The sequence below is a fragment of the Burkholderia sp. Se-20378 genome (genome assembly GCF_017104665.1).
Lineage (GTDB): Bacteria > Pseudomonadota > Gammaproteobacteria > Burkholderiales > Burkholderiaceae > Burkholderia > Burkholderia lata.
This window is the reverse complement of the sequence record NZ_JAAGPG010000003.1, coordinates 70592-90866: the sequence shown is the minus strand read 5'-3', so window position 1 is coordinate 90866 and position 20275 is coordinate 70592. Positions and strand designations below refer to the sequence as shown.

Here is a 20275-nt window from a genome sequence, read left to right as displayed (position 1 = left end):
CCCGCGCGGTCGACGACGGCACGCTCGCACTCGAACCGATGGCCCCGCTCGACACGACGCTCGACGCACTGCGCGCGCTGCCCGGCTTCGACGAACACGCGGTGCAGTACGTCGCGATGCGCGCGATGGCCTGGCCGAACGCGTTCCCGGCCGACGATGCGTGGCTGCCCGCCCGCGCCGAACGCGCCCGTGTGCCATCATCCGCGCCACATGCGGCGCGCTGGGCGCCGTGGCGCGCGTATGCCGCACTGCACGTGTGGCGCCTTCATGGAGATGTGTTGCGATGACTCCCGCTCACCTGATTCCGAGCCCGCTGGGCGACATCGCCGTGCGTATCGAGGACGATGCGCTGACGGGCCTCTACTTCGTCGGCCAGAAATACTTCCCGTCGGTTGCGATCGTGACTGAAGCAGACGCGTTCGCGATGTCGCCGCTTGCGCGCAAGGTCGCGGAAGAAGTCGCCGAGTACTTCACCGGCATGCGCGAGACGTTCTCGGTGCCGATCCACTTGCGCGGCACCGCGTTTCAGCGACGGGTATGGAAGGAACTGCTCGCGATTCCGTTCGGCGAACTCGTGACGTACGGCGACATCACCGAGCGCGTCGGGCTGCCGATGAGCGGCGCGCGCGCCGTGGGCGGTGCGGTCGGCCGGAACCCGGTGTCGATCATGGTGCCGTGCCATCGCGTGGTCGGTGCGTCGGGCAGCCTGACCGGCTATGCGGGCGGCATCGACCGCAAGCGCGCGCTGCTGTCGCTCGAAGGCGCGGGGTTCGAGCGCGGCGCCCACCATCCGGTGCAGCAGGCGCTCGCGTTCTGAGTCGAGGTGTACCGCCGCGTCAGGCGTTCAGCACGGGCCGGCGCGCTTCACGCTTCGCATACGCGCCGGGCGTCACCTGGAATTTCGCCTGGAACAGCGCGATGAACGACGACGTCGAGTCGTAGCCGAGTTGCGCGGCCACCGCACCGATCGGCTCGCCCGCGTCGAGCAGCGGCAGCGACGCCAGCAGCCGCACCGCCTGCCGCCATTCGGTGAACGACAACCCCGTGTCCTGCCGGAACAGCCGCGACAGCGTACGACGCGTCGCGCCGACCTGATGGCCCCATTCGTCGAGATTGCGCGTATCGCCCGGATACGCATGCAACGCCCGCGCGATTTTCAGCAGACGCGGATCGCGCGGCAGCGGCACCGTCAGCGGCGCCTGCCGCATGCGTGCGATCCGGTCGGCGATCAGGCAGACGAGCGCACCGTCCGGCCCCGTCTCGTCGTAATTCACCGGCAATTCGGCCGTCGCGAGCACCAGCTCGCGCAGCAGCGGCGTCATGGAGAGGATCGCGCAATCGTCGTGTACGTCGTCGCGCGCGATAGCAGCATCGAGATACAGGCTGTGGAACGCGACGCAGTCGCGCGTCGACACCGCATGCGGCACGTGCGGCGGGATCCACATCGCATAGTGCGGCGGCAGCAGGTGCCGGCCCGACGGCGTCGACACCTCGAGCACCCCGCTCGTCGCATACATCAGCTGCGCCCACGGATGACTGTGCGCGTCGATGCTCACGTTGCCGGGAATCCCGAACGCACGCACGTACAGCGGCCTCGGCAGGCGCGCCATCGGCGGCACTGCGTAAGGGTCGGCCGATTGTCCCGCCAGCAACATAAGACGTCCTCCGAAGGTCATTGCACGAACGAGCGCGATGCTACCGTGGCGACTCTTCTTTCACACGGCTTCCGTTCATGAGCGCTCATACCCGCACCACCCGCAAGACCGTCACCGCGATCCGTTCGACCAAGGGCATCGGCAGCCTCGTGTCGCTGACCGCGTATTCCGCGCCGATGGCGAAGCTCGTCGACGAAGTGGCCGACGTGATCATCGTCGGTGACTCCGTCGGCATGGTGCTGTACGGGATGCCCGATACGCTGCGCGTCACGCTCGACATGATGATTGCACACGGTGCGGCCGTCGTGCGCGGCGCCGCGCAGGCATGCGTCGTCGTCGACCTGCCGTTCTCGACGTACCAGGAATCGCCCGCGCAGGCGTATCGCTCCGCCGCGCGCCTGCTCGCAGAAACCGGCGCGCAGGGCGTGAAGCTCGAAGGCGGCATCGAGATGGCCGACACGATCCGCTTCCTGACCGAGCGCGGCATCCCGGTGATGGCGCACGTCGGCCTCATGCCGCAGCAGGCCAACGCGACGGGCGGCTTCCGCGCGCAGGGGATGGACCCGCGTTCGGCCGCGCAGGTGTTCGACGCCGCGTGTTCGGCTGAACAGGCCGGCGCGTTCAGCGTCGTCATCGAAGGCACGGCCGAAGCGCTTGCGCGCCATATCACCGAAACGCTGACGATCCCGACGATCGGCATCGGCGCATCGCCCGCGTGCGACGGACAGGTGCTCGTGACCGAGGACATGATCGGCGCATTCGATGCGTACACGCCGCGCTTCGTGAAGCGTTATGCCGATGCGAACGCGGTGATGCGCGATGCGATCCGCCAGTACGCGCATGACGTGCGGCAACGTGTGTTCCCCGAACCCGCGCATTGCTTCGGGTATGGCAAGCCGCTGCAACTGGTGGGCGCGGCTGACGCTGACGCCGCTGCTGCTGCCTGACGGCATTACACGCGCTTGCGCATCGCGTGCGTGACCCGCGCGTTCGCTTCGAATTTTGCGCGATGCGTCGAGAAGAACGTCCGCACGTTGCGGACGTTCGATGCGCCGGTGAACAGCCGCCGCGCGAATTCGTCGTATTCGGCGACGTCGGCCAGATCGGCCACCACGACAAAATCCGGCCCCGGCGACACGCGATAGCACTGCGTGACGGCCGGCTCCGCGCACACGTACGTTTCGAACGCGTCGTAGTCTTCGGCCGTCTGCCGGTCGAGGCTGATCTCGATCAGAGCGGTGACGGCCGTGCCGATCGCCACCGGGTCGAGTACGGCAACCTGCCGGCGGATCACACCGGCCTCCGTCAGCCGGCGCACACGGCGCATGCAGGTGGGCGGCGACGACAGCGCGCGCTCGGCCAGTTGCAGGTTCGACACCGACGCGTCGTCCTGCAGGATCGCGAGGATGCGCAGGTCGAGATCGTCGAGGATGATGCCGGCCATCGGCGGCTCCTTTCGGTCAAGACGTGAAATTTAATTTCAACATGATAGCTGATCCATCATTCGTTTCATTTGTTGTTGCATTTTGAAATTTAATTCCATGTCGCCCGCCCTACCATCGCTCTCACTGATCCAGACAGGACATTTACGGAGCGCGATATGTGTGGAATTGTCGGGGCGGTCGCCCAGCGGGACATCCTGCCGAACCTGGTCGACGGCCTGAAGCGGCTCGAATACCGCGGCTACGATTCGTGCGGCGTCGTGGTCTACCGCGACCGGGCGCTGGCGCGCGCCCGCAGCGTCGATCGTGTAGCCAACCTGCAGCGCGAGATCGCCGAACAGGCGCTGTCGGGCTACACCGGCATCGCGCATACGCGCTGGGCCACGCATGGCGCGCCCGTCACGCTCAACGCCCATCCGCACTTCTCGCCGAGCGACGCCAATGCGCGCATCGCGCTGTCGCATAACGGGATCATCGAGAACTGCGATCAGCTGCGTGCGGAATTGCAGGCGCATGGTTATGTGTTCGCGAGCCAGACCGATAGTGAGGCGATCGCGCACCTGATCGACCATCTGTACGACGGCGATCTGTTCGATGCGGTACGGGGTGCGGTCGCGCGACTGCGCGGCAGCTATGCGATCGCGGTGATGTGCCGCGACGAGCCGCACCGGATCGTCGGTGCGCGTGATGGGATGCCGCTCGTTGTCGGGGTCGGCGAAGGCGAGAATTTTCTGGCGTCGGATGCGATTGCGCTGTCGGGCATCACGGATCGCATCGCGTACCTCGAGAACGGTGATGTTGCCGATATCCAGTTGCATCGCTACTGGATCGTCGATGCGGCCGGCCAGCGCGTCGAGCGTGCAGTGCAGCAGGTCGCCGCGCATAGCGGTGCGGCCGATCTCGGGTCGTATCGCTACTACATGCAGAAGGAGATCTTCGAGCAACCGCAGGCAGTAGCCGATACGTTGCTCGATGTGTCTTCGATCATGCCGGAGTTGTTTGGTGATGGCGCGTGGCGCGTGTTCAATGATGTCGATTCGGTGTTGTTGCTCGCGTGTGGCGGTAGCTATCACGCGGCGCTTACGGCGAAGTACTGGATCGAGAGCATTGCGAAGCTGCCGGCCAGCGTAGAAATTGCGAGCGAGTTTCGGTATCGCGACAGTGTGCCGAATCCGCGTACGCTCGTTGTCGCGGTGTCGCAGAGCGGTGAGACGGCTGATGTGCTGGGTGCCGTGCATGTCGCCAAGCGGGTTGGAATGATGCATACGCTCGCGATCTGCAACGTCGCAACGAGTGCGTTGATGCGGGAATGTGCGCTGCAATTCGTCACGCGCGCGGGCATCGAGATCGGGGTGGCTTCGACGAAGGCTTTTACGACGCAGCTCGTTGCGTTGTTTCTGCTGACGCTGTCGCTTGCGCAGGTGCGTGGGCGGTTAAGCGACGACGAGGAGAAGGAGCATCTGCGTGCGCTAAGGCATCTGCCGGATGCGATGTCGAAGGTGCTCGCGCTCGAGCCGCAGATCATGGCTTGGTCGGAACTGCTCGCACGACGCGACAACATGCTGTTTCTCGGGCGCGGGATGCACTATCCGATCGCGCTGGAAGGCGCGCTGAAGATGAAGGAGATTTCGTATATTCATGCAGAGGCTTATCCGGCGGGGGAGCTGAAGCATGGGCCGCTTGCGCTGGTGAGTAACGAGATGCCGGTGATTGCGGTTGCGCCGAATGACATGCTGCTCGAAAAGCTCCGGTCGAACATGCATGAGGTCAGCGCGCGGAATGGCAAGCTTTTTGTGTTTGCGGATGTGGACTGTGGGCTGGTACCGAGTGAAGGGATCGAGGTGATTCGGTTGAACGAGTACTACGGGCCGCTTTCGCCGATTCTGCATACGGTGCCGATGCAACTGTTGGCGTATCACGCTGCATTGGCGCGGGGGACGGATATTGATAAACCGCGGAATCTGGCTAAGTCGGTGACGGTGGAGTGAGGGTCTCCGAATCAGTGATTCGGGTGGCAACTTCGAATAGTTTCGCTTAGAGCCGTTCGCGAAGCTTCACTTAACGTCCTATAAAATTCCCGCAAACGCCCGCCGGGCGGGGCTTAAGTGAAACTGTTCCAACTGCATTTCGGCACGGCCAAAGCGCGGGATGCCTCGGGAAAAAGGTGTCCCGCCGCGCGCTGCATTCAGCCCCCTTTCCATTCCTGACGAATGACTAGCCCGTCAGCTCGAGACACGTCGGACTGATGGGGTCAGTACTTCGCCCCCCCGACCATTCGGCTACATCGTCCGATGCAACCCTTTCTTTGAGGCCGCCCGCCCATTCACGCCCCAGCCAGTCCCCGCGCCCACGGAGCTCGCGCAGCCTGATGTTCTCAAAGAACTGCATGCAGCCGGGCACGAGGGCATTACGGAGGAAAACCTCTACAACCTGTTCAACAAATTTTCTGGACGGCCGGACGTGAAATGAACGAAAACGACCAACGAGCAATCGAAGAGGCCGTCAAAGAGATTGGCTGGTCGATGGCAACCAACGCCGTGCCATTGTTCTATGTCGCGCAGAACGTCTACGACACTACTGAAAGCGTCTGGACCGTATGGAACGCACGCGAAAGTGCGGACGAGATGACGAAAATCGAGGCCGGCATCGACCTGGTGTTCGCCGTCGTGGGGTGGGTCCCGGTTGTCGGCGCCGGCGTCAAGCGTACGTTCCGCCTCGTCAATCACAAGTCTGAAATCTACGGCCCACTGCTGTTCGACATTCTGCGGCTAGTGCTCCAGCAAGCGCACATTCAGACCAGCCCGGACGCGTTGATTGATAAGCTGTTCGACGCCACCGGCGTCAAGAAGTATCTGACCGAGGCGCGCGAACACATCCAGAAGTCCTGGCTGTATCGCGAGATGCCGTCCGCAATGCAAGTCACGTTTATGCAGGCGCTGACCTTCGTCGAAACGAACCTGCCTTACTGGCTCGCCCAGTTCGTCCAGCGCAAGCTGCTCCACTGGCGCAAGAAGCAGCCGAATTCGTCCGCAGTCAGCACCCTGGAGGAGCATCGGACCACCGAAAAACCTGGCGCGAAGGGTGAAGAGGCGAAGGCGGGTCATGACCGCCCGGTGCCAACGCCCTCCAGGGGGGTGGTGAACGCCAAGCTCGCGGTGACCGATATCACGACCGAAATCACTGGCATCCTGGGCGAACATATCGGGGACTACTACTGCTATGAAAAGCTCAAGTGGGGCAATGGCTGGCAGACTCACGACAAGGGCCTGAGCGGCAAGTGGAGCGAGCAGCCTGGCCTGCGGGTCATGGGCAAGCTCAATGACAAAGGCAAGCTCAACAAGCTGTTCGAACTCAAGGCACGCGGTCATGGCATCGACGGCGTATGGCGTGCGGCACCATTCAGCAACCAGATGAAGGACTACGCCATCGTCGAAATGAAGGCATCGACGACGAAGCGCAAGCTGAAGGACCCGAATGCAAAGCATAGTATCTGGAGCAAACTCGGGACAATTAAGGATGAGGTGCGGCCCGCCGCAGACGACCTTCTCGAACCGCCCGATGACGAGGGTCCCACTGTTCCCGCTGGTGGTGGCTCAGGTAAGCCAGGGTCCGGCAAACCCACGTCTGGCGGAGGAGGTGGAAAACCTCCGAGCACCGGGGGAGGAAAGCCTGCCGCCAGTAGCGACGTCAAGGCCCAACGGAAGCCGCAAAACGAGGGTGCTGCTGCGCCAGGCGAAGCGGTTCCGACAACTGAGCCAGTGGCTCCGAAGGACCCGAAAGCCAGCATCGTCCAGATGAGCAACGCCTGGATTCTGAAGAATCTGCCGGAGGCCGTGTCGCGAGATATCGAGCTGTCTATTCTGAATGTAGGCTACTCGCGACATTTGCTGTATGTGCCGTTCTACCTCCCCTCAGCTGCGCAGCACGTCGAAGCACTTGCAACGGGGGACGAACATGGGCACGTCGACCACGACCTACCATTCACTCACCACTACAAGGACGGCGAGGTGGCTGAAGCGGTCAAGCGCAAAGCCGAGCGGCTAAAATCGCGTACCTGACACGAGATATTTGAAATGAGCGATTTTGATTCGAAGCGACGACAGCGTTTTCTGGGCGAGGACTACTTCAAGTGGCTGCTGGCTTCGTTTTCTGAAAACATCGTGAGTTGGGCCGACAGGCTGACTCCTATCGGTGACACGGAAAACGAGAGGAAAGCGCTGACCAGAGGCATTGTTGCCTCGGACAGCTATCGTCGTTTTCTGCTCATGTACACGGGCGGCGCGGACATCAGCCTGCTAAGAGACGAATTCGATTCGGTGGTCTCCGCATTCGAACAACTCACGATAGCTGAGCGCGTGCATCAAGCAGATGACCGGCAGCCGCCGCTCGCGTTCAGTGAAATCGGCGATTATGAGACCGCGATGCAGCTGATTGGCTTTTGCTACCTGCTGCATCGGCGTGACTTGCTGCCGCGCATCGTCGCGATGTTCGACCCGGCCTACCGCGGGAAGGACACACTCTACGAAGACCTGCTCGCGTATGAACTCGAGGGGCGTGTTGACGTCGACAGCTGGTTTCACGATGTTCCGTATCGGCCGCTCGTCTTCAGCCTTTACCGCGAAGCGAAACAGGAGTGTGTCGACGACATCACGCAATATCTCGAAGCCTGGTACCCGGGCATGGCCGCGGCGGTGTGGCATGACGGCCACCTCGAAGCACAGAAGGGCGGCAAGGGGGCGTACGTTGGCTATTGGGCAATCGAAGCCGCAGCGGTTGCCTATCTGCTGGAGCTGGACGACAGTTCCTTCCGGGACCATCTGCTGTATCCGAAGGACCTAGCCGACTTCGCGCGCAACTTCGACCCCGCGAAGGGGAATCCGCCGGCACTTCCGAACAACGGACCGAAGACAGTGCGCACTGGTCAGGTATGCCCGGAGACCGGTATCTGGACAGCACAGGGCCACCATGTGCCTGGCGTGATGGTGCAACAGGGCGAGCGCATGCCAGACGTGTTCGCTCCTGACCGTTCCGGCGCGTACCGGTCGCAACCGGCGCTATGGGAGTTCGAACGCAAGGCCTGATGTAAAGGCGCGTTCTCCAAGCCGCACGCACAAATGGTCATGCATGCGGTTTTGTCCAACTTGCCGCCTTACTTTGCGATGAGGAAACGGTCGCGGTTCTTTGCGTCTCGAATCCAGAGCGGGGCGCGACCGCGCCCAGACCACGTTTCGCCAGTCTTCGGATTCTGGTATTTCGGCTCCGCAGCGGCTGCGGCGCCCTCGGCCTTCTTCGCGCGCTTGCGACCAAAAATTTGGTCTTCAGTGATACCGTATTCAGCGACAAGCTCGCGAATCTGCGTGACAACTGCTTCGAGCTCCGCGATGCGAGCTGCTTCTGTGCGCTCATGGAGCGCCTCAAGTTGTGCCTTCAGTGCTTTATAGTTTTCTGCCATTCTTTAACTCTCCCATTTTGACAAAAAATTTGCATATCTGAGCAATCTAATTTTTTTGCTCGAAGTATAGATACAGCTCATCGAGCATCGCAAGCTCAGAACGATAATGAGATAAGGCTCGTTTCGCTGCATGGTGATTTTCGATACGACTCTCTGAAGAATACCGCCAATGAACTTCAGGAGCAGGATGCTTCGCTCCGCGAAGAATTCCTCCAAGAACTGAAAGACTACGACCTTTTCGTCATCGGCAAGCCATTGATTTATATTTTGTTAATCCGATTGCAAAGTGAAACTTCGGTGTTTCAGTGAAACTATTCAAAGTCGCCACGGGTCGGGCATGACAACGCGCAGCGCAAGAAATTTTCAGGAATGACTTGCCTGCATCGCAGCCGAGCGACGATCAGGCTGACGTCACCCCGTTTCCGCAGCAGCACAATCCGGCCTGACGTAGCGGCACCGCCGTGTGCCGCGGCGTCACCCGCGACCATGCTCTCGCCGATACTCCGCCCGAGTCTTCCCGCCAGCTTGCGGATATCGCGCGTCAAGCGAGCCTGATCGAGATACTCGAGAGGGCATGAGCCAGTTCCGCGAGATCGACCGGCTCGCCGCCGGCGAGCCGGTCGGTGGCCTCATGCAATCGATCTCGACAGATCATCCGCTTCGGCATCACGCCCACATCGCTGGAAAAACGCTGCCGCAGCGTGCGCTCGCTCAACCCCACACGCTCGAATATTCCGTTGCGGCACCCCTTTACCGGCCAAAGACTCGCGCAAGAAACCCTCTACTTCGACAGACTCAGCTTCTTCAACAACACCGCACCACTCGCCTGACTCACAAGCGAAATGGATTCGATATCCAGGTATAACCTCGAAGTCCTCGTCGTGATGTCGGTCGGCTCGTCGTTGCTCGGCTCAGCGTGCTCGATGTGTTCGGTCAGGTACGGTCGGACCAGACGCCCGGAAAGAGCGAACGCGAACCCGCCATGCGTTTGCGCGTACGCAGCGGGTGACAGCCTCACGCGGCCGCGCACGGTGGACTTCCTGCCTTTTCCGGGATCGAGTTCGATGATGTCGATCTGCTGGATATAGCCTTTTGCCTTCGCCTCGGGTGCGATCACGAGCCCTCGCCCTCGCGGCCCGGTAATGACCTTTCTGAGCAGGATGCCTGTCCGGCCTTCGCCGTCGGCGTCGACCAGGTCGACGTTCACCTTCAACAGATGCTTCTGCGACTGATATCGCAGCCCGTACGTCACCGGCACCAGGAAAGTTACCTCACGATCCAGGTTGACCGCGGCCAGATCGGCGTTCTGGCCATGCTTGTCGGCCACGCCGGGGATCAGGCTGCGGACGCGATCGCCCAGGGACGGGGACGCGCCTTTGACGTGCAACTTCTCCAGTGCTTCCCGAATCGCTACCGGATCGTCGCCGACAATCGGCCGCGTGAGCGACGTGTTGGCCGAAACGGCAGGCGCGACGCTCGCCGTTTCGTTGACATTGTCGGCCGCTGCACGCGTCGCGACTGGGGCCAGCATGATCGCCACGGCGACGACGCACGCGACATTCAGACGGCCCAACATGGATCTCCGGTGAGACACGACAAACTCCTGGTTTTCTGGCGGATCGATCGACGATGAGATCGGCAGGATCAAACGATCGGTAACGGTCCAACCGTTCGGGTTCACCGATCGCCTGCGCGACACATCATAGGTTCATTGTCGGTTCGGCGGCAGGCCGGCGCGCCACACTATCGTATTGCCCAGACTACAACAATCCACGACTCGTGAGCAGCAGCGCGACGGGCGGGGGCCGTGACATCCAGTTGCCCGTCGCGAAACCGCAACCTCACTCCAGCCGATCCTCCCGCCTGTATTCCTCCGGCGCCTTCCCCACCAGCTTGCGGAAATCGCGCGTGAAATGCGCCTGATCGACATACCGGAGCGTATGAGCCAGCTCCGCGAGATCGACCGGTTCGCCACCGATCGAACACCTGATTCACGCACGGATACACTCCGTCGGGCTCTATGCATTGACGGGTGCTCGGCGCGGTGAGGAAATCTCCGGGCGGTCGAGAGCGTCACTCAAGCGTTCCGACTACCTGATGACACTGGCACTTTGGTTTTGAAGGCTACGTCTCCGCAACATGTCGAGGAAGTCGTATATGAACACTCGTTAGCTTGGCTGGCAGTGAGAAACGCTCAAGCTCAGGGGCGACAGGTCGCACTGCCATCGCCTAACAACCGCGCCCCGACGCCTTCTCGGACGCAACTGACCCATCCCGCACGAAATGATGCTCCACCCTCGTGCGCAGTACACCATCGAGCGCGGCAAGTCGTTCACGCAGCCGCACCGCTTGCCCTTCCGTCATTTCGCCGAGAACGATCTTTTGCTCGAGAACGTCACCACAGCGGGTGATGGCCCAACGGTCGACCGTGGCGGTTTCGCCTTCGAGCACGGCAGCCGCGGTCGAGACAATGCCCGGATTCCGTCTCGACACGAGATGAACCGTATGCGTCAGCGTGAAACCGGGAAGGAAATGCGACCAGTCTTCACAGACTGCGGGGCGGGAAGCGGAGGAAATTTGGCTCATGGTTGCTCCGGATGATTGGTTATCGAACCGGTGCCAGCCATGCTGCTCCCGTTTCGTTGCCGTAAATCGGCCGCATCGCCTCAGAGGCGTCCACCTTGCCCGGGAGGGCAGGTTGGCGTCGGAGAATCCGACTCTGGATGCTTGACTTCTCACGTTCGACATTCCGAACGTTGGTTCATTATATCGAAAAATAGACACCTGACAAGGGCCCCCGGGGAAAGCCCCCTTTGACCGGTCAGAACACTCGATCCGGCCCTTGTACTGTCGGAGCCCGGCTCGGCACGACAGGACACGACAACCGCTCAGACTAAAGCCACACGCTGAACCGCGTCCCCGTGGCCAGCACATCGACCGTCAGTTTCCATTGATGGGCCATGGCAATCTCCTTGCAGATTGCCAGCCCGAGACCGGCGCCGTCATACCGTGAATCCGGCGCTCGCCAGTATCGGTCGAAGATCAACGGAAGATGCTCCCGCTGAATGCCCGGCCCTTCATCGTCGACATGAATCGCCGCCTCGAGAACGGTCAGCACGACGACGCCTTCCGACGGCGACGCGTTGATCGCATTCTCGAGAATGTTCTTGAGCAGGATGAAAAGCGCCCCGCCATCAGCCCGTATGGGTGACGCGGATTCGCGCGCTTCGATATGGAGCGTCACCTGCTTCGCATCGGCTTTGCCGGCCAGCAAGCTCACGACGTCTCGCGCGACGTCGACGCCGTTCACGTCGCCGAAACTGAAATTCTGCGCTTCGCTGACTTCCGCTAGGTGCAGCAGTTGCTTGACCTGCCGGGCCATCAGATCGATCTCGCGAAGCAGAAGCGCCTTCTGCCGGATGTCGGGCTGCAGCTCGATGTGGCCTCTGACCAGCGTGAGCGGAGTCTGCAACTCATGCGCGGCGTCGGCCAGAAACTGCTGCTGGACCGCGAAGCCATTCTCGAGCCGGGTCAGTGCATCGTTGAACGCATCGATCAGCGGCTTGATCTCGCTGGGAATGCCGTTCGGAGACAGCCTCGTCTTCAGATTGCGCGGCTCGATGCCCGTCGCGGCGCGCGACACCTCCCGCAACGGCTTCAGCACGCGGCTGATCGTCAGCGGCAGCGTCAGCCCGAAAATGACCGTCGCAATGACCAGCACAAATCCGACGGTCTTCGGTATCGGATCGATTCTCGACATGATGAGTGCATCGAGAAGCTGCCTGCTTTGCGCCACCTGCACGTAATAGACGACACTCCCGTTCGATGCGCGCTGCGTGGCGACCGAATACGCGTTGCCGTCGATCGTGGTGGGCAGCACCTTGCCGGCAGCCATCGCGAGATCCTCCGTCAACCACGGCCGCTCCCCGCTCGACGGCACCGAGGCCAGCAACGGCTTCCCCGTCGCATCGAGCACGCGATACTGCACCTCGGTCGGCAAGAGCCGGAACATCAATGCCGGACGCTCGCCCAATCGCACCGCTACCGGACGCCCATCGGCGCCGAAGCTCAATCCGGCCACGATATGACGGATGCTCTCCATCTGCTGCCGCCGCCCGAAGAACTCCGGATATCGATCGAGGACATATGCCGAAAGCGCGGACAGCAGCGCCAGGCTGATGGCGAACGCAACGACGTTGGTCACCCACAGACGCGTCGACAAGCGTCGAATCCAATGATGGAACATGGTCGCTTTCTTACCCTGAAGCGGCAACGAGCAAGGTGCGGCGAAGCGTCATGCGTCCCGCAGCGCGAAGCCGGCACCCCGGATATTGGTCAACCGCATCGTTGCATCGATTGAAGCCAGTTTCTTGCGCAAGCGGTGCACGGTCACCTCGAGCGCATTCGGCGTGACCGCCTCTCCGAGCCCCCAGGCGGCATGCTCGAGTATCGAATGACGTACGGTGCGGCCCGCGGCTTCGATCAGGCAAAGCATGACCTGCAGCTCGGCCGGCGCAAGCAGTATCGTCCGGTCGCCGCAGCGCATCGCACGCTGTGCCGGGTCCACGGTCACATCCGCGAACGACGCGACGAGCGTCGTCAGCAACACCGGACGCCGCATCAGCGTGCGCACGCGGGCAACGAGTTCGCTCATTTCGAACGGCTTGGTTACGTAGTCGTCGGCCCCGCTTTCGAGCCCGTCGATGCGGTCACGCAATGCGTCGCGCGCCGTCAGCATCAGGCATGGCGTCATGCGTCCCGCCGCGCGCAGCGTCCGCAGGAACGCCAGCCCCTCTCCGTCGGGCAATCCGCGGTCGATGATCAGCAACGCGTAGTCGGCCTGGTCGACACCGTAGGCGGCTTCCCGGACGTTGCCGAACAGGTCGGATTCGATTCCCGCAGCGGCCAACGCCTGCGACAACAGGTCGGCGAGGCGCTGATGATCCTCGACAATCGCCACTCTTGGCATACTCGTACTCACTTGAACCGATACATGTAGCCCACTCTGGCCTCGGGAACGTACCGTCTTCCGACGATCGGACTGTCGGTGATGGCGTCGCCGAGACGCGACACGCCAACGTCCAGAAACATCGTTTGCTGCTTCGTTGGCTGGTAGTCGATACGCGTGCCAACCGACACGTTCACTGCCGAACCCGCGCTGTAGGCGGCGCGCCCGGCGCGCGCCTCCGATGGTCGCACGCCGTAATAGTAGTCGACGTATTTGTTGTTCTGCCATTCCGCGCCGACATGTGGCGCAATCGAGAATTGGCCGAAAGCAAATGCCTTCTCGAAGCCGATTTTTGCGCGCTCGCCCTTGTTTCCGCCGAACAGGAAGGTACCCGACAACGTACCGAACCCGGTGCGCCATGACAGTGCAGGCCCGTACCAGAACGCACCCTTGCGATTTTCCATGCCGTTCAGGATCGGTGCGTCCGAGCCTTTGTATCCGTCGAAGAGCGAGAACTGGCCGCGAAGCGCGACGCTGACGCCGCTCCAGTTCCCGATTTTCAGATCGGCCGTGGTACCGATGGCCTGTACCCATTTGTTGTCGAAAGAGACCAGCGGAAACGGCAACACGCGGCTGCGATCGCCTTGGTAGACCGACGGCGCAAAGCCGACCCCGGCACCCAATCCCCAATGCGTCACATTGGTCGCGCTATTGAGGATAGTCAGCCCCGATTGATCGGGATCGGGCGGGATAACGCCTTCGTCTGCCCATGCGGAAGCAGAGGACAATGCGAGTGAAGCGGCAAGCAAAAGTAACGGACGTTCGCAGCGGGAGGCTGTTTTCACAATCATTTTCCTGGAGTCGACGATCGAAACGGGGGCTACTGTAGGACCAGTCGACTTACCGCTCACTTACCAGGAAAATATCGTCGCGTTGCGAACCGTGCGGGAAATATCGGTGATGGGGAATATCGACGCAGGGCGAGCATGTGTCGCCCTGTGCGTTTGAAGAACGAGGCGCCCGCCCCGTCAAAACACCGTATGCAACCCCACCCGCGCCACCGTCTGGCTCGCGGAACTCGACGCCCCGTTCGGATCGAGCACGCCATTGACCTGCGCATTCGCGCCGTTGTTCGCGCGCTGGTAGTCCGCCGACACATACACCATCGTCCGCTTCGAGAACAGGTACTGAAGCGCCACACTGACCTGATGCGCGTGGTTGTCGCTCACCGCTTCGTTGCCCTTCATGTACATGTACTTCGCACCCAGCACGACATCCGGCCTGACGTGCCACAGCCCGCCCGCTTCGGCCATCCACACCCCGGCGTCGTTGAACGCGTTGTGCACGGTGGTCATCAGCGCATTCGCGGTCACGACGCCGAAGTCGTAATGCATCCCGACGCCCCAGTTGCGCACGCTGGTGGACGGCACGCCGGGCGCGGGGCCGTACTTCTCGTTCGTGTAGGCCGCACCGATACCGAACGGCCCCATCTCATAGTTCACCCCGGCGCTGACCGCATTGTCCGCGCCGACCGAGCCAGCCACTCCGCCAAACGCATACATCGCGCCCCCCGAAAACCCCGAGACCGTCGGCGAACTGTACTTGACGGCATTCGCGATCGGCTTGCTGCCTGCCGTGCGATCCCAATCGAATGCACCGGTCGGATTGTCCGGAAGCGCGAGACGCTGGAACGGGCCATTGCGAAAGCCGTACAGCCCCGAAATATCCCGTGAAATCGCGTTGTTCTTTGAAAACAGCGAATCCACCATGAAGTCGTACTGATTGCCCAGCGTGATGCTGCCGAACCGGTTGCTTTCAAGGCCCACGTACGCATTGCGCCCGAAAATCCCCGTCCCGATGATCGCGCCGTTCGCCATCGAGAACTGGTTCACGAGCGCGAAGATCGCGCGATATCCGCCGCCGAGATCTTCCGTGCCGCGAAAGCCGAAGAGGTTGGGCGCGAATATGCCGTCGTCGAACTTGACGTTCTTTCCGCTGCCCTCGTTGCTCACATAAGAGACGCCGGCGTCGATCAGACCGAACATCGTCACGCTGCTCTGCGCCCATGCACCCTGCGCCACGGCGAGAATCGCCGCTGCTCCAAACCTGAGTTTCATTTTGTCTCCGTCTTTTTTATGAAAAAGCGAGGCCAACACCTGCCACGTGGCCGGTGCTCGCTCGGTACTGCACAAGGGATCGCCATCATTCAGGCGCCGATAACCGGGCGCCTCAAATTTGATTAGCTTTACTGATTGACAAATACGATAGCCATCGCATTAAACGGCCCTGCCTGCACTTCATCAAAGCATGCGTATCAAGCGCCTCGATAGACGACCCACGCGGCGGCATCCACCTCGACAGCCACGGCCTCCAGCGCCGATCCCGAGCAAGGCCCGTCGATACACACGCCATCGTCGAACCGGAACAACGCGCTGTGATGGGCGCACATCAATACCTGCGACCGGTAACAGGAAACGCTACCCGGTACGAAATCGAGCGGCACCGAGAAGTGCGGGCAACGATTCACATAAGCCCACACGTGCTCGCCCCGTCGCACGACGATCACGGGACGTCCGATACAGGCTTCATCGACGACCCGCGCGCCGCCGTCGGGCACATCGGAAAAGTGGCAGAGTTGTCGTGCGTCCATGCTTCACACTCGCTGCTCGGGGTTGCCGAGGCTCCAGTCCCACGGACGCACTTCCACGTGCGAGAACAGCCCTTCCTTCACATACGGATCGTTGCCGACGAACTGCATCACCGCCTGAATGTCGTCCGCCTCGACGACGAGCAGCGTGCCGTTCATCGCATCACCGTGCGGGTCCAGCGTCGGGCCACCGAGCCGCACCACCACGCCGTGCTGGTCGGCCGAGCGCAGGTAAGTCCGGTGAATCGGCCGCACGCGATCGCGCACGTCGCGCATGCCCGGCTGGTCCGTCGCAAACACCGCAAAGAATCGCGCCATGACGTTCAGCTCCGATCGAACACGAACGCATGAAGATGCCACACGGGGCTCTGCATCAGCACGCGTAAGCACGGGCTCGGCGTGCCGTCGACGCTGGCGACGACCGGCTCGGTCAGCCTGGCGTCGCCGTCTTGGTGATCGTGGCTCATGTCTTTCTCCGTTGGCGCATCCGCCCGTTCATTGCGGCGCGCGCCCTTCCCATGCGAGTTGAAGCAGCGCGCGAATCGCCGCGCGTTCGATCGGCCGCGGATTCGCATACGGGTTGCGGCACGCGAGGTCGGCGGCTTCGTCGAGCCCGGCCTCCGGCATCCCGAGATCGGCGAGCGCCGGCGCGATGCCGAGCCGTGCATTCAGCGCGAACAGCAGCGGGCCGGCTTCGGCTGCGTCGCTTCCGCCCAGCGCACGCGCCACGCGGCGCAGCGCATCGGGCGCGGCAGCGTGGTTGTAGTGCGCGGTATGCGGCAGCATCACCGCATGCGTCTGTGCATGCGGCAGGTTGAAAGTGCCGCCGAGCGTGTGGCACAGCTTGTGGTGCAGCGCCATGCCGACTGCACCCAGGCAGGTTCCCGCGAGCCACGCGCCGTACAACGCACGGCTGCGCGCGTCGCGGTTCCCCGGATCGCGCACGACCACGGGCAGCGCTTCACCGAGCGCGCGAATCGATTCTTCCGCCATCAGGCTGATCACCGGGTTCGCGTCTTCCGCGTAGAGCGCCTCGACGGCGTGCGCCATCGCATTGATGCCCGATGCCGCGGAAATGTCCGGCGGCAGCGACAACGTCAGCGACGGGTCGTAGAGCACCGTCCGCGGCAGCACGCGCGCGTCGCGCCCGGTGCGCTTCAGCCGGCCTTCCGTGAGCCCGAAGATCGGCGTCATCTCCGAGCCGGCATACGTCGTCGGCACGGCCAGGATCGGCAGCACCGATTCGAGCGCAATCGCCTTGCCCAGCCCGATCGTCGACCCGCCACCGATCGCGACGCAGCAGTCCGCGTCCAGCGCACCGGCCATCTCGCGCGCCGCGTGCGCGACCTCGATCGGCACATGCATGACCGCCTGCGCGCAGATGCCGGCGGCACGCTCGCCCAGGATCGCCTCCACGCGCTCGGCGAGCGGCCGCTGCTCGGGCGTGGACAGGATCAGCGCACGGCGGGCGCCGAGCATCGACAACTCGTCCGGCAGCCTGTCGAGCGCGCCCCATTCGAACACCACGCGGGAAGGGGTGCCCTGATAGACGAAGCGATCCATGGCGAACCTCAGCGCTTGAAGTGCGGCGGCACGTTGCCGTCGACGTTGACCCACACCGACCGCGCTTCGGTGTAGTCGTGCATCGCCTCGAAGCCCATCTCGCGGCCGTAGCCCGACTGTCCGACGCCGCCGAACGGGCTGCCCGGATTGACGCGCTTGTAGCAGTTGATCCAGCACATGCCCGCGTTGATCTGCGACGCCATCTTGTGTGCGCGCGAGAGATCCCTCGTCCAGAGGCCGCTGCCCAGCCCGTATTCGGTTGCGTTGGCAATGGCCAGCGCTTCGTCGTCGCTGCCGAAGCGCAGCACCGTGACGAACGGGCCGAACACTTCTTCCTGCGCGACGCGGTCGGCCGCGCTCTTTGCCTCGATGACCGTCGGGCGCACGTAGTAGCCGTTGGCGAGCGCCGGATCTTGCGGCGCGCTGCCGCCGGTGAGCACACGGCCGCCCTGCTCGCGCGCGACGTCGACGAACGACAGCACGCGATCGAGGTGCTGCTTCGACGTGAGCGGCCCCATCTCGGTGTTCGCATCGAGCGGGTTGCCGATGCGGATCGACGACGCGAGCGCCACGAAGCGCTCGAGGAACGCATCAGCGATACGTTCATGCAGCACGAGACGCGAGCCGGCGATGCACGCCTGCCCCTGGTTGTGGAAGATCGCCCACGCGGCGCCGTTGATGGCCGCGTCCAGGTCGGCATCGTCGAACACGATGTTGGCGCCCTTGCCGCCCAGTTCGAGCTGCACGCGCTTCAGGTTGCCCTGCGACGCTTCGACGATCCGGCGGCCGGTGGCCGTCGATCCCGTGAACGCGATCTTGCCGACGCCCGGATGTTCGGCGAGCCGCTGGCCGGCCGTATGCCCGTAACCGGGGACGATATTGACGACGCCGGCCGGAAACCCGACCTCGGCCATCAGCTCGACGATGCGCAGCGTCGACAGCGGCGTGATCTCCGACGGCTTGAGCACCACCGTGTTGCCGGCCGCGAGCGCCGGGCCCATCTTCCAGCTCGTGAACATCAGCGGAAAATTCCACGGCACGATCTGGCCGACGACACCGATCGGCGCGCGCTGCACGTAGTTCAGGAAGCCGGTTTCGACGGGAATCACCGACCCTTGCAGCTTGTCGGCCATGCCGCCGAAGTAGCGGAAGCAGGCGGCCGTGCGCGGCACGTCGAGCGCGCGCGAATCGCGGATCGGGTGGCCGGTGTCCAGCGATTCGAGCTGTGCCAGCTCCTCCGCGTTGGCCTCGATCGCGTCGGCGAGGCGCAGCAGCAACCGGCCGCGTTCGGCGGCCGGCAGCGCCGACCATTTGGGGAACGCGCGCGTTGCGGCTTCGACGGCCAGATCGACGTCCGCCGCGGTGGCGGCCGCGATCTTCGTGATGACGGAGCCGTCGTGCGGGTTCAGCACGTCGATCGTGCCGCGGTCGACGGCGTCAACGAAGCGCCCGTCGATGAAGAGTTGGGTTTGCATGAATCATCCTCGGTGTATGGCTTGAAGCGGAAACTGAAGCGCCGCTCAGAACGCGATCGGATACGGCGCGAGCTCGCCGCTCTCGTAGCGCTGCGGCAGGTTGGGTGTCGCGTTCTCCCAGACCAGCAGCATCGACCGCTTCGTGGAATAGCCCTGATGCCGGATGTCGGCGGGCATCGCGCAGATGTCGCCGGCGCGCATCGTCACGCGTGCGCGCGGCGCGCCGGTGTTCTTGTCGCCGATGTCCCACACGATTTCGTCGGACAGTTGCAGGAACCATTCGACGCGGTCGTTGCCATGGAACACCGGCAGGATGAATTCCTCGGTGGTCGGGCAGAACAGGCTGCGCCCGCACACCGACGTGACCGACGGATTCCACGTCACGTCCGAGCGCGACAGGTACTTGAACAGGTTGAACGCGTGCAGCTCGCCTTCGAAGCCCGGTTCGACATGCACTTCTGGCTCGTCCTGCGCGACGTCGAGGAACGCGCGATTGACCGGCAGGTCGTCGCGCAGCGGCGAATCGCCTTCGAGGCCCGGCATGCGGCGCGTCGCGATCCGCGTACGCTCGATCGCCGAGCCGTTGTCGCCGTGCTTGCGTCCGAACGCCGTACCGGTTTCCTCGGGCGCCGCGAACGGATCGAAGCCTTCGTTCGTCCAGTCGTGCAGCATCGCCTTGAAGGTCGCCATGATCGTGGGCGTTTCGAAGGTCTCGGTGTAGTCGACCCCGGCGTCCTTCAGGATGCCGTTGAAGGTGCCCGCGTACATGTCCACCTTGCCGTAGTGATTGCGCGTGCCGAACACGTGGTCGAAGTTCACCCAGCCGTAGAAGAAGCCCCACGCCACGTCGCGCATCATCGCGCGCAGGAACGCGTCAGCCGGCATCGCATGCGTGCGGGTCTGGCCTTTCGCGGGCCAGCAGATCTTCACGAAATATTCGTCGCGCTGGAATTCGAATGCGCCGAGCTGGAAGCGGCGGTAGCCGGTGACGGCATCGGCTTCGGTCGAGCGCACCAGATCGGCGGCAAAACCTGCGGACGTGTCGAGGGTGTCGAGAGTGGCCATAACGTGTCTCCTGGAATAGTCGAATGAG

General features: G+C 62.9%; 22 protein-coding genes, 1 pseudogene and 1 riboswitch. Of the genes and pseudogenes, 6 read left to right on the top strand and 17 right to left on the bottom strand.

Features of this window, described 5'->3' with window-relative positions; genetic code table 11:
- Together G3N93_RS01435 and G3N93_RS01430 are read left to right on the top strand one after the other, a co-directional pair.
- Nucleotides 1-287: pseudogene (locus G3N93_RS01435) on the top strand (adenosine deaminase); the annotation flags it as partial.
- Nucleotides 284-817 carry a methylated-DNA--[protein]-cysteine S-methyltransferase gene (locus G3N93_RS01430; protein WP_206132150.1) on the top strand — a complete coding sequence of 178 codons (534 nt, stop codon included), beginning with the start codon at nt 284-286 and terminating at the stop codon, nt 815-817. The pseudogene G3N93_RS01435 and the gene G3N93_RS01430, both read left to right, overlap by 4 nt.
- 19 nt (nt 818-836) lie before the next feature.
- Here the strand turns inward: G3N93_RS01430 and G3N93_RS01425 are convergent, their stop codons facing one another.
- Nucleotides 837-1655, bottom strand: a complete 819-nt coding sequence (locus G3N93_RS01425; RefSeq protein ID WP_206132149.1) for a helix-turn-helix domain-containing protein — start codon at nt 1653-1655, stop codon at nt 837-839.
- 77 nt (nt 1656-1732) lie between these two features.
- Here G3N93_RS01425 and panB point away from each other — a divergent pair, with 77 nt between their 5' ends.
- A complete protein-coding gene (panB, locus tag G3N93_RS01420; protein ID WP_206132148.1) occupies nt 1733-2602 on the top strand; it encodes a 3-methyl-2-oxobutanoate hydroxymethyltransferase in 870 nt (289 codons plus the stop codon).
- Between the two features lie 5 nt (nt 2603-2607).
- Here panB and G3N93_RS01415 read toward each other — a convergent pair whose 3' ends face one another.
- Nucleotides 2608-3099, bottom strand: coding sequence for an Lrp/AsnC family transcriptional regulator (locus G3N93_RS01415; protein ID WP_206132147.1), 492 nt, complete (start codon nt 3097-3099; stop codon nt 2608-2610).
- Nucleotides 3100-3255: 156 nt separating this feature from the next.
- On the opposite strand from G3N93_RS01415, the gene glmS reads away from it, so the two are divergent.
- From glmS to G3N93_RS01400, 3 genes are all read left to right on the top strand, one after another.
- Nucleotides 3256-5085: a glutamine--fructose-6-phosphate transaminase (isomerizing) gene (glmS, locus tag G3N93_RS01410; protein ID WP_206132146.1), complete on the top strand. Its 1830-nt coding sequence runs from the start codon at nt 3256-3258 to the stop codon at nt 5083-5085.
- Nucleotides 5086-5562: 477 nt separating this feature from the next.
- Entirely contained in the window at nt 5563-7155 is a 1593-nt protein-coding gene (locus tag G3N93_RS01405; RefSeq protein WP_206132145.1) for a hypothetical protein, read from the top strand.
- A 15-nt stretch (nt 7156-7170) separates the two neighbouring features.
- The gene (locus G3N93_RS01400; RefSeq protein WP_206132144.1) at nt 7171-8178 is read left to right on the top strand and encodes a PoNe immunity protein domain-containing protein; all 1008 of its coding nucleotides are present in this window, start codon (nt 7171-7173) and stop codon (nt 8176-8178) included.
- 68 nt (nt 8179-8246) lie between these two features.
- On the opposite strand, the gene G3N93_RS01395 is transcribed toward G3N93_RS01400, so the two are convergent.
- From G3N93_RS01395 to G3N93_RS01325, 15 genes are all read right to left on the bottom strand, one after another.
- Nucleotides 8247-8549 carry an H-NS family nucleoid-associated regulatory protein gene (locus G3N93_RS01395; RefSeq protein ID WP_206132143.1) on the bottom strand — a complete coding sequence of 101 codons (303 nt, stop codon included), beginning with the start codon at nt 8547-8549 and terminating at the stop codon, nt 8247-8249.
- 541 nt (nt 8550-9090) lie between these two features.
- The gene (locus G3N93_RS01390; RefSeq protein WP_241026353.1) at nt 9091-9264 is read right to left on the bottom strand and encodes a helix-turn-helix domain-containing protein; all 174 of its coding nucleotides are present in this window, start codon (nt 9262-9264) and stop codon (nt 9091-9093) included.
- A gap of 66 nt (nt 9265-9330) precedes the next feature.
- Nucleotides 9331-10143 (bottom strand): hypothetical protein, encoded by an 813-nt coding sequence (locus G3N93_RS01385; RefSeq protein WP_206132152.1) that lies wholly within the window; start codon nt 10141-10143, stop codon nt 9331-9333.
- Nucleotides 10144-10390: 247 nt separating this feature from the next.
- On the bottom strand, nt 10391-10528 hold the full coding sequence (locus G3N93_RS01380; RefSeq protein ID WP_374196394.1) for an AraC family transcriptional regulator: 138 nt from the start codon (nt 10526-10528) through the stop codon (nt 10391-10393).
- 250 nt (nt 10529-10778) lie between these two features.
- Nucleotides 10779-11135, bottom strand: coding sequence for a hypothetical protein (locus G3N93_RS01375; RefSeq protein ID WP_206132142.1), 357 nt, complete (start codon nt 11133-11135; stop codon nt 10779-10781).
- Between the two features lie 42 nt (nt 11136-11177).
- Nucleotides 11178-11281, bottom strand: a riboswitch (SAM-I-IV-variant riboswitch).
- Nucleotides 11282-11442: 161 nt separating this feature from the next.
- Complete coding sequence (locus G3N93_RS01370; RefSeq protein WP_206132141.1) at nt 11443-12795, bottom strand: cell wall metabolism sensor histidine kinase WalK; 1353 nt, start codon at nt 12793-12795, stop codon at nt 11443-11445.
- Between the two features lie 48 nt (nt 12796-12843).
- Nucleotides 12844-13518, bottom strand: coding sequence for a response regulator transcription factor (locus G3N93_RS01365; protein ID WP_174939995.1), 675 nt, complete (start codon nt 13516-13518; stop codon nt 12844-12846).
- Nucleotides 13519-13526: 8 nt separating this feature from the next.
- On the bottom strand, nt 13527-14342 hold the full coding sequence (locus G3N93_RS01360) for a MipA/OmpV family protein (RefSeq protein WP_206132140.1): 816 nt from the start codon (nt 14340-14342) through the stop codon (nt 13527-13529).
- 183 nt (nt 14343-14525) lie between these two features.
- The gene (locus G3N93_RS01355) at nt 14526-15614 is read right to left on the bottom strand and encodes a porin (protein ID WP_206132139.1); all 1089 of its coding nucleotides are present in this window, start codon (nt 15612-15614) and stop codon (nt 14526-14528) included.
- Between the two features lie 197 nt (nt 15615-15811).
- A complete protein-coding gene (locus G3N93_RS01350; RefSeq protein ID WP_011356326.1) occupies nt 15812-16147 on the bottom strand; it encodes a Rieske (2Fe-2S) protein in 336 nt (111 codons plus the stop codon).
- Nucleotides 16148-16150: 3 nt separating this feature from the next.
- A complete protein-coding gene (locus G3N93_RS01345) occupies nt 16151-16462 on the bottom strand; it encodes a YciI family protein (protein ID WP_085040814.1) in 312 nt (103 codons plus the stop codon).
- 5 nt (nt 16463-16467) lie between these two features.
- Entirely contained in the window at nt 16468-16611 is a 144-nt protein-coding gene (locus G3N93_RS01340; protein ID WP_241026351.1) for a hypothetical protein, read from the bottom strand.
- Between the two features lie 28 nt (nt 16612-16639).
- Nucleotides 16640-17707 (bottom strand): maleylacetate reductase, encoded by a 1068-nt coding sequence (locus G3N93_RS01335; RefSeq protein WP_206132138.1) that lies wholly within the window; start codon nt 17705-17707, stop codon nt 16640-16642.
- Nucleotides 17708-17715: 8 nt separating this feature from the next.
- Complete coding sequence (locus tag G3N93_RS01330) at nt 17716-19182, bottom strand: aldehyde dehydrogenase family protein (RefSeq protein WP_206132137.1); 1467 nt, start codon at nt 19180-19182, stop codon at nt 17716-17718.
- Nucleotides 19183-19227: 45 nt separating this feature from the next.
- Nucleotides 19228-20247: a hydroxyquinol 1,2-dioxygenase gene (locus G3N93_RS01325; protein ID WP_174938038.1), complete on the bottom strand. Its 1020-nt coding sequence runs from the start codon at nt 20245-20247 to the stop codon at nt 19228-19230.
- Between the last annotated feature and the right edge of the window lie 28 nt (nt 20248-20275).